This is a genomic window from Paraferrimonas sedimenticola, from assembly GCF_002282855.1.
Classification (GTDB): domain Bacteria; phylum Pseudomonadota; class Gammaproteobacteria; order Enterobacterales; family Shewanellaceae; genus Paraferrimonas; species Paraferrimonas sedimenticola.
Genome location: NZ_NRIR01000004.1, coordinates 299,612 through 313,377 on the forward strand (window position 1 = coordinate 299,612; position 13,766 = coordinate 313,377).

The window sequence follows — 13,766 nt, forward strand, 5'->3', positions numbered from 1 at the left end:
TTCTACAAAAAACGCGCCCACTTTTTGCAGCAGCAAAAGGGCGCGTTTTTTTGTGCCTGAGCTTGGCGTCCTACTCGCCTCTGGTCAATGTTTGACCAACAGCTTTTCCCCCTCGTCCTTCAAGACTCATACCCCCATGAAAAGTTAAAAAAACTTTTCCAATTTGTTGATCTCGATCAAGAGCTGATAAGAACGCCACTTTGGAGGTATACCCCCCATTTTTCGACAGGTGTAAAACGAAACGTGAGAAACATCACGGCTTTACAAAGATTTTTAATTAGCCAAGACTAAACTTAGGTTAACCAGAAGTAAACGGTTTGGACGCCCTTTTGGATCAACTGACTTTGCCCGTACACGCGAGTGTGTCGAGGCAGTAATTTCTCATCATGAGGAAACAATATGAAAATGGACCGACGACAGTTCATGAAAGCCAATGCAGTGAGTGCGGCGGCGTCTCTTGCAGGGATCTCATTACCTTCATCCGCAACCAACCTGATCACCTCCTCGGAAGACACTCGAGTGACTTGGGACAAAGCCCCTTGTCGCTTTTGTGGTACCGGGTGTTCGGTGCTAGTAGGTACTAAGAATGGCCAGGTGGTTGCCACTCAAGGTGACCCAGAGTCACCAGTTAACCGTGGCCTTAACTGTATCAAGGGCTACTTCCTATCCAAGGTGATGTACGGCGAAGATCGACTGACTCGACCTTTGCTGCGCATGAAAGACGGCAAATTCGACAAGAATGGCGAGTTCACCCCAATTAGTTGGGACCAAGCCTTCGATATTATGGCTGAAAAGTGGAAAGCCAGCCTCAAGGCGAAGGGGCCAACCTCTGTAGGTATGTTTGGCTCAGGTCAATGGACCGTGTACGAGGGCTACGCCGCTTCTAAACTACACAAAGCCGGTTTTAGAACCAACAATATCGACCCGAATGCTCGCCACTGTATGGCATCGGCTGTGGGTGGTTTTATGCGCGCCTTTGGTATCGATGAGCCCATGGGTTGCTACGACGATATGGAAGCAGCAGACGCTTTTGTATTGTGGGGCTCAAACATGGCTGAGATGCACCCAATTCTTTGGACGCGCATCACCGACCGTCGATTATCCGCGCCGCACGTAAAAGTTCACGTGCTATCCACCTTTGAGCATCGCAGCTTTGAGCTGGCCGATAACGGCATGGTATTCACACCGCAAAGCGACTTGGCGATCCTCAACTACATCGCCCACTACATCATCGAAAACGACAAGGTGAACTGGGACTTCGTCAACAAGCACACCCATTTCAAACGCGGCACAACCGACATTGGATACGGTTTGCGTCCTGAGCATCCGCTGCAGAAGAAGGCGAAAAACCCGGATTCTGGCGCGGTGAGCGACATGACTTTTGACGAGTATCGCGAGTTCTTAAAAGACTACAACCTAGAGAGTGTGGCCAAGCTCTCAGGCGTGCCCGAAAAGAACCTGATAGCACTGGCAGAAACCTATGCCGACCCGAAAACCAAGGTCACTTCGTTCTGGACTATGGGCTTTAACCAACACACTCGTGGTGTTTGGGCCAACAACTCTGTGTACAACATTCACCTGCTGACCGGGAAGATTTCGCAGCCGGGCAACAGTCCGTTCTCTCTAACCGGACAACCGTCAGCTTGTGGTACCGCTCGCGAAGTGGGCACTTTCTCCCACCGCTTGCCTGCAGACATGGTAGTGACTAACCCGAAACACCGCGCAACGGCTGAGAAGATTTGGAAACTGCCCCACGCCACCATTCCGCCTAAGCCTGGCTACCACGCCGTACTGCAAAACCGCATGCTCAAAGACGGTAAGCTCAACTGCTACTGGGTCATGTGTAACAACAACATGCAGGCGGCGCCAAACCTCAACGAAGAAGGCCTGCCAGGGTATCGCAACCCCGACAACTTTATTGTGGTGTCAGACCCCTACCCAACCGTGACCGCTCAAGCGGCCGACTTGATTTTGCCCACCGCTATGTGGGTAGAGAAAGCGGGTGCCTATGGTAATGCCGAGCGTCGCACCCAGTTGTGGCATCAACAAGTGTCAGCGCCGGGCGATGCCAAATCGGATTTGTGGCAGCTACTGGAGTTTTCTAAGCGCTTCCAAATCGAAGACGTATGGCCCGAAGAGCTGGTGATGAAAATGCCAGAGTATCGCGGTAAGTCTTTGTACGAAGTCCTGTATCGCAACGGGCAAATCGACAAGTATCCGATTGAAGAGGTGAACACTGAGCTTAACGACGAAGCCAAGCACTTTGGTTTCTACATTCAAAAAGGCTTGTTTGAAGAGTACGCCGAATTTGGACGCGGCCACGGCCACGACTTGGCCCCATTTGAGCGCTACCACAGCGAGCGCGGTTTGCGCTGGCCGGTAGTGGATGGCAAAGAGACTCTATGGCGCTTTAGAGAAGGCTCAGATCCATACGTCAAAAAAGGCAAAGGATTTGAGTTCTATGGCAAGCCAGATGGCAAAGCCTGGATTATTGCCACTCCGTACGAAGCGCCACCTGAGGTGCCAGATGCCGAGTACGATTTATGGCTGTCTACCGGTCGCGTACTGGAGCATTGGCACTCAGGCACCATGACCCGCCGCGTTCCAGAGCTATATCGCGCTTTCCCGGATGCGGTTATCTACATTCATCCGCAAGACGCGCAAGATCGCGGCTTAAAACGCGGTGACGAGGTGCTTGTGAGCAGCCGACGCGGCGAGCTCAAAAGCCGCATCGAGACCCGTGGGCGCAACCGACCACCAAAAGGGCTGGTATTCATGCCTTGGTTTGACGCCAAGCAGTTAACCAACAAGCTGACCCTAGATGCCACTGATCCGCTCTCCAAAGAGACGGACTTTAAGAAGTGTGCGGTGAAGATCAGCAAAGCCTAACTGCCCTGCCGCCAAGGGCACTTGGCGGCAATACTAAACGCCCTAACGGTGGAAGGAGAAAATCAATGAAACCATCCGTTTTAACCCTAGTGGCACTGGTTAGTTTGACCCTTGGCGCAGTTCAAGTGTCTCAAGCAAATACCGGCGGCGTGAAGTCGCTTCGAGGTGACACCGAGTTAAGTTCTCAAGACGCAGCGGACGCGCTTAAAGGGCCTGTTGACCAGGACAAGCCTTACGCCAGTGACTATGTGTTTCAGCCGCCGCTGATCCCACACAAAATTCGTCACTATGAAATGAGCCTGAACGCCAACAAATGCTTGGCCTGTCACAGCTGGAAAAACGCTCGCGATAGCGGTGCCACCAAAATCAGCGTGACCCATTACCAAGCGCGTGATGGCGAGGTGCTCGCGGACGTCAGTCCACGTCGCTACTTCTGTTTGCAATGTCATGTGCCGCAAGTGGACGCAGAACCCATTGTTAACAACACCTTTGAGCGAGTGGAATCGCTCCGCCAGTAGCCGTTAATTGAGGTTAACTATGAAATTCATAAAAAACTTCTGGCAAAGACTCAAAACGCCTAGCAAGGTCGCCGTTGGCGCCGTGTTAGGCATGGGCTTTGTCGGCGGCATCCTGTTTTGGGGTGCCTTTAACACTGGCATGGAAGCTACCAATACTGAAGCTTTCTGCAGCGGCTGCCACCAGCCAATTGTAGAGGAGATTCAGGAGACCATTCATTGGTCTAACCGCTCCGGTGTTCGCGCCATTTGTTCCGATTGTCACGTGCCTCACGATTGGACTGGTAAAATTGTTCGAAAAGTACAGGCCAGTAAAGAGCTAGTGGCCTTTGCGATGGGCACCATTAGTACCAAGGAAAAGTTCTACGCACGCCGCAAACATTTGGCGGAAAGGGAATGGCAACGACTGAAAGAGAACGACTCTCGTGAGTGTCGTAACTGTCACGAGTTCGACTTTATGGACTTTTCTGAGCAAGGCCCACGCAGTGTCAAAATGCACTCCACCGCGTTAGCCGATGGCGATGCGACCTGTGTGGATTGTCACAAAGGTATCGCCCACAAACTGCCTGACATGAAAGATGTCGAAGGCTGGCAATAACCAAAAAGGAGCCCTATGAGCACTCTAGAATCCGTCATCTGGCATGTCCTTGGTTACGCCGCCATGCCTACCATATTCATTGTTGGCTTTATCGGTGTTGCCGTTGTGTCTCTTTGGATATTGAATCGCTGGGAAAACTAACTTCCCACTAGAAGAGCGGCGAGACTCAGGTCTCGCCGTTTTTTTGTGTGAGTTCGAATCTCAGTCAATTAGGTGCGATACAGCACTTTTACTATGTGCCAGCCAAAGCGGGTTTTCACCAGATGAGGGGTGATGAGTTCGCCGCTAAACGCCACTTTATCGAATTGAGGCACCATCTGCCCCTTCTTGAACTCACCCAGATCGCCGCCTTTCTTACCCGACGGACAGGTGGAGAATTTTTTGGCCAGATTTTGAAACTTAGCCCCTTTGTTGAGCTGAGCCATTAAATCTTCAGCCTGAGATCTGTGCTTGACCAAAATATGCAAAGCGTGTGCGGTACGAGCCATGGGCTTACTTCTGTTGGGTTGGTTTTGGCGCATTATAGTCAAATTCTTCGCCGCTGCGGATATCTGTTTCACAGGCTCATCAACTATCAGCTTATCTGATGGATAGTAACTTTGAAGTATTAGCTATTTGTGGATAATTACCACATTCATTCACTCAGAGCCGTTGAAGTATGTCCGCAACCATTTCCATCGATGCCAATCAGTCCCTGACCCGCCAATTTTGGAAGAACGCCATGCCGGCGATTGTCGCCATGTTGGTCAGCGGCATCTATGTCATAACCGACGGTATATTCATCGGTCAATACGTGGGTCACCAAGGCTTAGCTGCGGTGAACATGGCTTACCCTGTGCTTAGCCTGCTGTTTGGCATCGGCTTGATGGTGGGCATGGGTGCCGGTGCTGTGGTTTCAATTTTTCGCGGCGAAAACCAAGCGCTAAAAGCGGCCCACGGAGTAGTCAGTGCTTTCGCTTTGATCTTTGGTTGTGGCGCTATCGCTACAGCGGCCTTGTACTTTGGCGCCGAGCCAGTGATTGGGCTTCAAGGCGGCAACGGCGACACCATGGCGATGGCCATCGATTATTTGGCTGTGTTCGCGCTATTTTCTATCGCGCCGATTGCTGCCACGGCGATCCCGATGTTGATCCGCAACGATGACAGCCCAACCCTAGCGACTGTCATCATGGTCACGGGCGCCTTGCTAAACATTGGCCTGAACGCGCTATTCGTTGTTTGGTTAGGCTGGGGCTTAGAGGGAGCGGCGATTGCGACCGTCATTGCCAACCTGTTGGTACTGCTTAGCGGTGTTTACTATTACCTTTCTAAACACGCCAGTATTCGCCTGACTCGCGACAACTTTGCGATCAAGCCAAATCTAATGCTCAGAAGCCTAGTACTAGGCAGTTCGCTACTGGTGATGCACCTGTACGGTGGCTTTGTGGTTGCTCTGCACAACGGGCTATTTATGGAGTACTCGGGCATCGCCGCGGTCAGCGCTTATGCTGTGGTGGGCTACATGATGACCCTTTACTATTTGTTCTCCCAAGGCGTGGGCGAAGGGGTTCAGCCGCTGGTGAGCTTCTTCCACGGCGCCCAAAAAGCCAATCCAATCCGCAAATTAGTTTTCCTCGCCGGTAAAGTAGTGTTGTTCAGTGGACTGGTTTGGTACGCACTGCTCAACATAGATCCCGCCTTCGGCATTGGCTTATTTAACTCGGATACTGACGTTATTCGCAGTGCTAGTTTGGGACTCGCAGTACACCTAAGCGGGATGTTTTTGGACGGTTTGCTGGCCTTGTTCGCCGTCTACTACATGTCGGTCAACCAAGGTGGGCGCGCGTTGGCCGTGTCCGTTAGCAACATGCTAGTGCAGTTGCCCTTCTTGTACTGGTTGCCTAAATACTTTGGCGAAATTGGTATTTGGGCCGCCATGCCAGCATCGAACGTGATTTTGGTGGCTGTGATTGCTCCGCTGTTTTGGCGCGACCTAAAGCGCGCTCAGCAGCAAGCTCAGCTTTCTCCTCAGTCAGCCGTGATCTGATACTTTTCTAGGCGATACAAAAACGCTTTGTAAGACAGTTTGAGCCAGGCCGCCGCTTTGCGGCGGTTGCCATGGTTGGCTTGCAAAGCATGGCTTAATGCCTGGCGCTCAAACGCCTGCCAGTCCAACCCTTGCTCGGGAAGCTCCACCTCTGAGGAGGATGACTGTCCATCGACTACCGGCTTTAGCGACAATTGCAGTTCTTGCTCGTCGCCGAGTAATACCATGCGTTCGATTAGGTTACCCAACTCACGTACATTGCCTGGCCAGTGATAATCCAACAACAATCGCTGGGTTTCCTCGCTGAGTTGAGGTGGCTGGCACTGATATTGATGCGCCGCGCGCTCGACAAAGTGCTGCACCAATTGGGGAATGTCGCTTTGACGCTGACGCAGTGCCGGTATGCTCAGTGGTACCACGTTGAGTCGATAAAACAGGTCCTCGCGAAACTCCCCCTTGGCTACCAAGTCCGACAACTGCTTATGGGATGCGGCAATCACTCGAACATCCAACTGACGCTCGGCGTGACTGCCTAAACGAGTAATCACTCCTTCTTGTAAAAATCTCAGCAGCTTGGTTTGCATCAAAGGGCTGAGTTCAGCCACCTCGTCCAAAAACAAAGTACCGCCATCGGCGGCTTCGACACTGCCAATTTTGGTTTGAGTGGCGCCGGTATAGGCGCCTTTCTCCGCGCCAAAAAGCTCAGCCTCAGCTAGCGACTCCGGGATGGCACCACAGTTGATCGCCACAAAGGGGGCCTCAGCGCGCTCGGACAACTGATGCAAAGCCCGTGCGGCCAGCTCTTTACCGGTACCGGATTCACCGTGAATCAACACGGTGGCTTTAGTCGGAGAAACACGACGAATTCGCTCAAACATTTGCTGCATGCAAGGGGCATCGCCAACGATCCCCACCATGGCGGTCTGCTTGGATAGCGCCTGACTTAGGTGGTTGTTTTGCAGACGTAAAGCGGCCGCTTTGGCGGCTTTGTCTAACGCTAACAACAGCTCTTGGCGACCAAAGGGCTTGGCCAGATAATCATCGGCACCGGATTGTATCGCCTCGACCGCGTGCTCAATCGAACCGTAAGCTGTGGCCACCACAAATCCGAGATGGGGATGCTGTCGACGCACGTAATCCAACAACTCCATGCCGGTCAATTGACCCAGCTTCCAGTCGGAAAACACTAAATCGAAACGGCCGCGCTTAAGCTCAACAATCGCAGCCTCCACCGAATCGCAGGCAGTGACTTGGTAACCGGCCTGTTCGAGCATCTGGCTGATTAAGCCGCGCTGTTCGGCTTCGTCTTCAACCAACAATAGGTTGCAAATTGGTTTTGTCATCCCTTACTCCCGGCTAATGCTCTTCAGCGCTTTTCTCATCAAGAACCAATTCAATACAAGCTAAGGTACCCTGCTCCTGAGGGAAAACACTCAGATTGGCTCGATAGTATAGGCTTAACAAGCGCTTCGCTATGTAAAGCCCCATGCCCGCCCCCTGTGGTTTGCCGCTAACGTGGGCCTCAAACAGCCTAGGTAACACTTGAGGGTCGATACCAGCGCCACTGTCCTTAACACTAATTTGCAACCGACTCGCTTGTGTCTCTGCGCTCACAGTGACCGTTTGTCCCGCTTGACTGGCCTCAACACCATTAACCATTAGAGTGTGCAAAACCACTCGCCACTCGTCGTAATTCCCCAGAATTTGTAATTCTCTAGGGAGTTGGTTGTCGATATGAACCACACCATCACTGCTGCGACTGGCGCTAAGCTCCATCGCCACATCGTCCACCAGTGCTTTCAGGCTTAAGGGTTGGCTTCTGTCCAATGGTCCGGTGGCCAATCTGAGTAAGGCACTAATGGTTTGGTTGAGATGCGCGAGCTTTTGGCGCATCGATTGTTGTAACTCGTTTGGGGTTACCTGCTCGCAGTACAGGCCTAGTGTGTGCAGCGGATTGCGCAAAGCGTGGGCCAAGCCGCGACTGACCTCGCCAATTTCCGCCAAGTGCTGTTTGTCTTTGAGTTGTTGCTGACGCTCGCTCAACTGCCTTAACTGTTCGCTGGACTGGTTAAAATCGCTAAGCGCCTGAGCGCTTTCTCCTTTGCCTGAGGGGGGGAGTTGTACCCCTAACTCGCCTTTGGCCAAACGCGACAGACCGCTGGAAAGCTGGCTTAACGGAGCACTGATATGACGCGACAACCAAAAGGCCAATAACAAAGCGAACACGCTGGTAACGGCAATCACAGCTAATGCGTTGTTGAGCAAGACTCGATAGTGACCGGCTTGTGGCGTCAGGCGAGTAACCGTGGGTGCCAAGTCGGGGGTGTTGACCCCTCCGAACTCCTGCTGAACCTGCAACAGCATACTCTCGAGTTCGCGGCGAAAGTTCTCCCGACCGGAGGGCACCAAATCGTCAAGCGGCAGAACAATCAGGGAGATGGGCTTTTGTTGCTCGTCGAATTTGACCACCTGCAGCTGACCACTCTCGTTGGCCAGAATTCGAATATTGTCGTCATCGGCATAGCGCCATTGATTTTGCCGAAGCAGCTCGCGCACTCGCTGGCTGTCCAGTGCTGGAACTTCCGGCAGTTCAGGGATCGACTGTAAAGTGCGATTCACAATCTGAAACGACAAGGCTTGCGACTGCTGAGCAATCTCGGTTTCAATTTTTTGGCCGGCGTAAACAATCCAACCCGCCTGCACAACCGCCATCAACACAATCAATCCAGTCATCCAACTGAACAAGTATTTGGTGAGACTCATAACGTCCTTAGAGTAGCTTTGCTGTGTTTTTTATACCAAGTTGTAGTTCAAGGATCGAGCCAATGCGTCTGTCAGACTTTTTTAGCTAAAACAGAGAGTTACAACTCATTGATATTTGCTCCAAGAAAATCTGTCCTGATATGGGGAATTTTCATTGCCCATATCGGGATATGTTGCCTTGCAGCTGCTTTCAAGGTTTCAAAAATATTTGCTTAAGCTATTGAAATAAAACAAGCTTAGTTTATTGGCACTGTTCTTGATTAGAAACAGAGTGACTATCAACTTCAACCCCAAAAGGATGCTCGTGCAATGACTGCAAAACTCACTCTAGCTATCGGATTTATCGGCGCTCTGTGCCTAAGCGCCGTCAGCTTTGCCGATGAAGAATTCAAGCGCATCGAAATCGATGCGGATAAACAAGACGGTGTTACGGTTGTGACCATTAATACCGATGGTGGTACCGAAGTCTTTGAGCTTAAGGAAGGCCAAGCACTGGACTCTAAAGAACTACAGGAGAAATTGGCCAACCTAGACGAAAAAACTCAAGCCACGGTAAAGCGCGCCTTGGCTCGAGTCCAAGCTTTAGACGCCAATGTCATCGCGGTGAAACAAAAAGCCATTCGCGCTAAGACCAAAGCGATTGAGCTTAAAGCTCAAGCTGCGGCCGATGCGGCAATTAGCGAGGAAGAGATCCAAGTCATTCAACTCAAAGCCCAAGCCGCCGCAGAAGCTGCAATCAGTGATGAAGAAATGGAAGAGCTACAGCGCATGCATGAAGACATGTGGGTAATGGCCGATGAAGAGTTTCACGTGATCCACGAAGTGGAGGGCTCGCCACATAAGCGCATCCAAATCATCCGTAAACACGGCGACTCAGAACAGCACCAAGAGATGGTATTGGATATGGGAGACCATAATCCTACTCAAGGAATTGTGCACCTGATTCGCTCAGGAGCATTCAGCCAAGATGATTTGGACGCGATTCAAGCCGAGCTGGATAAAAAACGTTAGACCGCGCTGCGCTAACTGCCCCAATTAGGCCCGCTTCAAATGAGCGGGCTTTTGCTGGGCTTGAGTTTGCTCTAGACAATAGTCCTTCATGGCCGCTCCCATTTTAGGGTGGCGCAAGGCATAGGCCATGTTGGCTTTCATATAACCCAACTTATCCCCACAATCGTGGGAGCAACCTTCAATGTGATAGGCCTCAACCGAGTGTTGCTCTAGCAACATACCCACCGCATCAGTCAGCTGAATTTCACCTCCAACTCCAACAGGCGTTTTCGCCAACAAGGGCCATATCTCGGAGGTAAATACATAACGACCCACAATCGCAAGGTTAGAAGGCGCCACGTCGCGTTCTGGCTTTTCAACAATGGCGTAAATCGGAGCGATGGAACTGGGGTGCAACTGAGTGCCATTGCAATCGGCGATGCCGTATATGCTAACGTCTTCTTCGGCAACCGGTTCAACCATAATTTGGCTGACACCACTGGTGTTAAAGCGTTGCACCATGGCCGCTAGATTGTCGTCGGAGAGGCGGCAGGAATACTGGTCGATAATCACGTCTGGCAGTACCACAGCAAAAGGCTCATCACCTATGATAGGACGAGCGCAATGAATGGCGTGGCCTAGCCCTTTGGCTTCCCCTTGGCGCACACTAATGACTGTCACCCCTGGCGGACAGATGTTTTGCACTTCGGCCAGCAACTGTCGTTTAACCCGTTTCTCCAGCGTCACTTCAAGTTCAAAGCTGGTATCAAAGTGATTTTCGATGGCGTTTTTAGAAGCGTGGGTCACCAACACAATTTCGGTCAGCCCAGCGCTGACGCACTCGTTGACTATGTATTGGATTAGGGGTTTGTCCACCAAAGGCAGCATTTCTTTGGGGATAGCCTTGGTAGCGGGAAGCATGCGGGTGCCCAGTCCAGCAACTGGGATCACCACCTTCTTAACAGCGTGGTTCATAGGAGTTCCTTTTGTAGCGCACCGACGGCCCAAACGGGCCACCGTTAATAAGCGGAGTGTCCGGTAAAGCCTCTAATCGCGGTCAATCCTATAATTTTTACGTCCATCCAAATCGACCAGTCATTGATGTATTTCAGGTCGTATTCCACGCGGCGCTCCATTTTGTCCAGCGTGTCGGTTTCACCACGGAAACCATTGATTTGTGCCAGTCCGGTAATGCCCGGTTTCACTTTGTGGCGCAACATATAGCGGTCGACAATACTGCGGTACTGTTCGTTGTGGGCCACCGCATGGGGGCGCGGGCCCACGATCGACATGTCGCCTTGAAGCACATTGAAAAACTGCGGTAATTCATCCAGCGATGTACGGCGAATAAAGGCGCCAAAGCGAGTGACCCGTGGGTCGTCACGCGTCGCTTGAGTGACCTTGTCACCATTCTCCATGGTGCGCATTGAGCGGAACTTCCAGACTTTGATTTTTCGTCCGTCTAGGCCATATCTGTCCTGTTTAAACAACACAGGTCCGCGGGAGGATAGTTTTACCCCAGCAGCGACCGTTAGCATTACCGGAGATAGCACCAATAAAGCCAACGAGCTAAAAATGATGTCTTCTGCGCGCTTGACCCAAGACGTCAGACCGTAAAATGGGGTGTCGTAGACGCTAAAGGTTTGCACATCGCCGACGTTGTTCCAGCGGCTGTGCATCAAGTTGTAGGTAAAGAAGTCCGGCACGATATATGTATTAGCCGTGGTATCGCTGAACTCTTTTAAGTACTGAGCAATGCGATCCTTTGCCGACAGCGGCATGGCGATATAGATTTGGTCGATGTCGGCGTTCTTAGCCCGCTTAATCGCCTCTTTGACGGTACCGTGACAGTGCAACCCCTCGGCGTTCTGTAACCGATTGTCGCAACGATCGTCGTAATAACCATCCAAGACTATGCCCAAGTCCCGTTGCTTTTCGAGCTCGTGCCCCAAGCGCACACCGTTTTCAGTGAGGCCGATAATGGCTGCACGGCGGCTGTTAAAGCCGTGGCTACGCAACTGCCCTTTGGCGCTTTGCACCACGAAACGCCAGGCCAAAATCAAGGCTGGAGCGCTTAAGAACCAGGTACCCATGACTAGGCGAGAGTAGATTTCTGAGGTTTTGGAGAAGTAAGCGCAGACCAGCAGCACCAAAATAGCGACGACCCAGCTTACGAAGACCACCCCCACCTGGCGGCGGAAGTTGTTCATGCGCCAAGAGCGATATAAGTCGCCGCTTTCTGCACAAACCAGGTAGCTTAAGCAGATAATCGCGCAGCAAAAACCGTAAAAGTCGCTGAGTTTGACTTGATATAGGCTGAGGCAAGCGTACAAGCTCGCACAGATTATGAATAGATCCGCCAACCGGAAAAATAGCGCGAATTCCAATTCATGATCTCGAATTAGGCCTCTCTCCATCGATACTGCCCTTTTTGTTTGCTCTCCGAGTGTGTCCACGACCTCTATTGAGGTTCCCTTGCAGTGTTTCCTCCTGAAATAAGGGGTCTTCTTGAAGTTAAACCCTAGTCCATTCCGCTGCTGCTTTAGCAAAGCTTAGTCGAGATTATTGATGCTTCAAGCAATCAAAGAGGGAATTTTGCAGAATAAAATTTCTTTTTTCATCAGTTTGTTAGACAAATAAACTAAAAGCGGCAGCCCAAGGCTGCCGCATACATTGATCCACTATAGTTGAAGATTGCTAAAAGCTCTGGTTTATCATGAACCAAGCTTGGCTACCCTCTTGGCTAAACGCCAAATCGGCACGCACTACCAATCCCTCGATTGCTGCTCGCGCGCCAAAACCATAGCTGACTCGCATGTTTTTGTGCAGTTCGGTTAGGTTAAAGCTATCTGCCACGCGACCAGTTTCAACAAAGCCAACAAACTGCCACCAGGGAATGTCATAGGGCCTCAACAGGCGCAGATTTGCCAGGGGCTGCCACTCGGGCGTAACTCGAAGCTCTGCTGTATAAGCCGTCGCTGATCGCCCGTGAAACCTGACACTGTCAAAACCGCGCATGCGATCCATGCCACCCAAGTTTATACCGATAAAAGGCGGCGGCCGGCGCATCATCCCGGTGCGACTGTCCATTTGGTTCCAACTCGGGGTATCCGCCAAGTAGTAATTGAGTGCCAACACCTGCGAGCGAGTGCCGAGCATTTTAAGCAAGGGGACAAAGAGGCTTTGCTCAAACTCCCAGGTACTCCAACTGGGGCGATCCGCGCTTCCCCAATCTTTGGTCACACTGAGTTGAGTACGCCCACCACGGGTGCTGTGTTGAGTCGAGTCGCGATTGTCCCATTGCAGAGTGAGCTTCACTCCCTTACTCGACTGGCGCGGTCCGTCTGACCCCAAACCGACCAGATCTTGCCACTCATTAAACCAACGACTCTTTATTCGAGTCACACCGTTGTTCAGTGGATTCCAGCCTTTGGCGGCATTGGGCTGCGACAACAAACTGGCTGCAGCGCCTTGGGCACCATCACCAAAGGGCAGTACATAGTCCAAATAAACTCGGTGAAAGCCTTCGATTCCCAATGTGGTAACGCGATTGTCGTGGCTCGATTCGTTAGCACCTGGGCGCTCATTGGGAAAATTCGGGTTGCCGGGCAGATAGTAATTGGCCTGAGTGTAGCGACCGCGATAGCTCTCGGCACTGAGCAACCACTGACTGTCGGCCAAGGTATAGTTGTGAGCCCCAAGGTAACCTAGGTTCGAGTTGTTGTTGGTGGTAAAACCTATGCCGACCAAACTCGCTTGGGGTTGACCTGCGTGATTGACCACACCGGCCACGCCAAAGGCGACACCTAAGGTATCGGAGGCAAAGGCAAAGGGCAAAGCCTTGGCTGTCGCTTTATCACTAGCGCTGGCACCAGAGAGGTCTATATCAGCGGGCAAATCTTCGCGAGCGTGGGCAAGGCTGCCCAACAAGCCGATGAGTACAACAAGAAAACGCAATACGAAAAAACTCTTAAATGGGGAACAA

At 51.7% G+C, this 13,766-nt stretch carries 12 protein-coding genes; 6 read left to right on the forward strand and 6 right to left on the reverse strand.

Features of this window, described 5'->3' with window-relative positions; translation table 11 throughout:
* The first annotated feature begins 399 nt into the window (after window positions 1–399).
* From napA to CLC93_RS09365, 4 genes are all read left to right on the forward strand, one after another.
* The gene (napA, locus tag CLC93_RS09350) at window positions 400–2,889 is read left to right on the forward strand and encodes a periplasmic nitrate reductase subunit alpha (RefSeq protein ID WP_095505696.1); all 2,490 of its coding nucleotides are present in this window, start codon (window positions 400–402) and stop codon (window positions 2,887–2,889) included.
* 65 nt (window positions 2,890–2,954) lie between these two features.
* Window positions 2,955–3,407, forward strand: coding sequence for a nitrate reductase cytochrome c-type subunit (locus tag CLC93_RS09355; RefSeq protein ID WP_095505697.1), 453 nt, complete (start codon window positions 2,955–2,957; stop codon window positions 3,405–3,407).
* Between the two features lie 19 nt (window positions 3,408–3,426).
* Window positions 3,427–4,002, forward strand: a complete 576-nt coding sequence (locus tag CLC93_RS09360; RefSeq protein ID WP_095505698.1) for a NapC/NirT family cytochrome c — start codon at window positions 3,427–3,429, stop codon at window positions 4,000–4,002.
* Between the two features lie 15 nt (window positions 4,003–4,017).
* A complete protein-coding gene (locus CLC93_RS09365; RefSeq protein ID WP_095505699.1) occupies window positions 4,018–4,143 on the forward strand; it encodes a TIGR02808 family protein in 126 nt (41 codons plus the stop codon).
* A 68-nt stretch (window positions 4,144–4,211) separates the two neighbouring features.
* On the opposite strand, the gene CLC93_RS09370 is transcribed toward CLC93_RS09365, so the two are convergent.
* On the reverse strand, window positions 4,212–4,490 hold the full coding sequence (locus CLC93_RS09370) for a peptidylprolyl isomerase (protein WP_095505751.1): 279 nt from the start codon (window positions 4,488–4,490) through the stop codon (window positions 4,212–4,214).
* Window positions 4,491–4,660: 170 nt separating this feature from the next.
* Between CLC93_RS09370 and CLC93_RS09375 the strand changes: the two genes are divergently transcribed.
* Complete coding sequence (locus tag CLC93_RS09375) at window positions 4,661–6,028, forward strand: MATE family efflux transporter (RefSeq protein ID WP_095505700.1); 1,368 nt, start codon at window positions 4,661–4,663, stop codon at window positions 6,026–6,028.
* On the opposite strand, the gene CLC93_RS09380 is transcribed toward CLC93_RS09375, so the two are convergent.
* Both CLC93_RS09380 and CLC93_RS09385 read right to left on the reverse strand, forming a co-directional pair.
* Window positions 6,010–7,371, reverse strand: coding sequence for a sigma-54-dependent transcriptional regulator (locus CLC93_RS09380; protein ID WP_095505701.1), 1,362 nt, complete (start codon window positions 7,369–7,371; stop codon window positions 6,010–6,012). The genes CLC93_RS09375 and CLC93_RS09380 overlap by 19 nt on opposite strands.
* 13 nt (window positions 7,372–7,384) lie before the next feature.
* A complete protein-coding gene (locus tag CLC93_RS09385; RefSeq protein ID WP_095505702.1) occupies window positions 7,385–8,791 on the reverse strand; it encodes a sensor histidine kinase in 1,407 nt (468 codons plus the stop codon).
* A 309-nt stretch (window positions 8,792–9,100) separates the two neighbouring features.
* On the opposite strand from CLC93_RS09385, the gene CLC93_RS09390 reads away from it, so the two are divergent.
* Complete coding sequence (locus CLC93_RS09390; RefSeq protein WP_095505703.1) at window positions 9,101–9,802, forward strand: hypothetical protein; 702 nt, start codon at window positions 9,101–9,103, stop codon at window positions 9,800–9,802.
* Window positions 9,803–9,826: 24 nt separating this feature from the next.
* Here CLC93_RS09390 and galU read toward each other — a convergent pair whose 3' ends face one another.
* The 3 genes from galU to CLC93_RS09405 form a co-directional block, all read right to left on the reverse strand.
* Window positions 9,827–10,756, reverse strand: a complete 930-nt coding sequence (galU, locus tag CLC93_RS09395) for a UTP--glucose-1-phosphate uridylyltransferase GalU (protein WP_095505704.1) — start codon at window positions 10,754–10,756, stop codon at window positions 9,827–9,829.
* Between the two features lie 44 nt (window positions 10,757–10,800).
* Window positions 10,801–12,198, reverse strand: a complete 1,398-nt coding sequence (locus tag CLC93_RS09400; protein ID WP_095505705.1) for an undecaprenyl-phosphate glucose phosphotransferase — start codon at window positions 12,196–12,198, stop codon at window positions 10,801–10,803.
* Window positions 12,199–12,478: 280 nt separating this feature from the next.
* Window positions 12,479–13,738 carry a BamA/TamA family outer membrane protein gene (locus CLC93_RS09405; protein WP_095505706.1) on the reverse strand — a complete coding sequence of 420 codons (1,260 nt, stop codon included), beginning with the start codon at window positions 13,736–13,738 and terminating at the stop codon, window positions 12,479–12,481.
* Between the last annotated feature and the right edge of the window lie 28 nt (window positions 13,739–13,766).

What these genes read in the sequence shown, in the direction of transcription:
- napA (WP_095505696.1), top strand. Translation starts at nt 400, where the DNA reads ATGAAAATGGACCGACGACAGTTCATGAAAGCCAATGCAGTGAGTGCG.
- CLC93_RS09355 (WP_095505697.1), top strand. Translation starts at nt 2,955, where the DNA reads ATGAAACCATCCGTTTTAACCCTAGTGGCACTGGTTAGTTTGACCCTT.
- CLC93_RS09360 (WP_095505698.1), top strand. Translation starts at nt 3,427, where the DNA reads ATGAAATTCATAAAAAACTTCTGGCAAAGACTCAAAACGCCTAGCAAG.
- CLC93_RS09365 (WP_095505699.1), top strand. Translation starts at nt 4,018, where the DNA reads ATGAGCACTCTAGAATCCGTCATCTGGCATGTCCTTGGTTACGCCGCC.
- CLC93_RS09370 (WP_095505751.1), bottom strand. Translation starts at nt 4,490, where the DNA reads ATGGCTCGTACCGCACACGCTTTGCATATTTTGGTCAAGCACAGATCT.
- CLC93_RS09375 (WP_095505700.1), top strand. Translation starts at nt 4,661, where the DNA reads ATGTCCGCAACCATTTCCATCGATGCCAATCAGTCCCTGACCCGCCAA.
- CLC93_RS09380 (WP_095505701.1), bottom strand. Translation starts at nt 7,371, where the DNA reads ATGACAAAACCAATTTGCAACCTATTGTTGGTTGAAGACGAAGCCGAA.
- CLC93_RS09385 (WP_095505702.1), bottom strand. Translation starts at nt 8,791, where the DNA reads ATGAGTCTCACCAAATACTTGTTCAGTTGGATGACTGGATTGATTGTG.
- CLC93_RS09390 (WP_095505703.1), top strand. Translation starts at nt 9,101, where the DNA reads ATGACTGCAAAACTCACTCTAGCTATCGGATTTATCGGCGCTCTGTGC.
- galU (WP_095505704.1), bottom strand. Translation starts at nt 10,756, where the DNA reads ATGAACCACGCTGTTAAGAAGGTGGTGATCCCAGTTGCTGGACTGGGC.
- CLC93_RS09400 (WP_095505705.1), bottom strand. Translation starts at nt 12,198, where the DNA reads ATGGAGAGAGGCCTAATTCGAGATCATGAATTGGAATTCGCGCTATTT.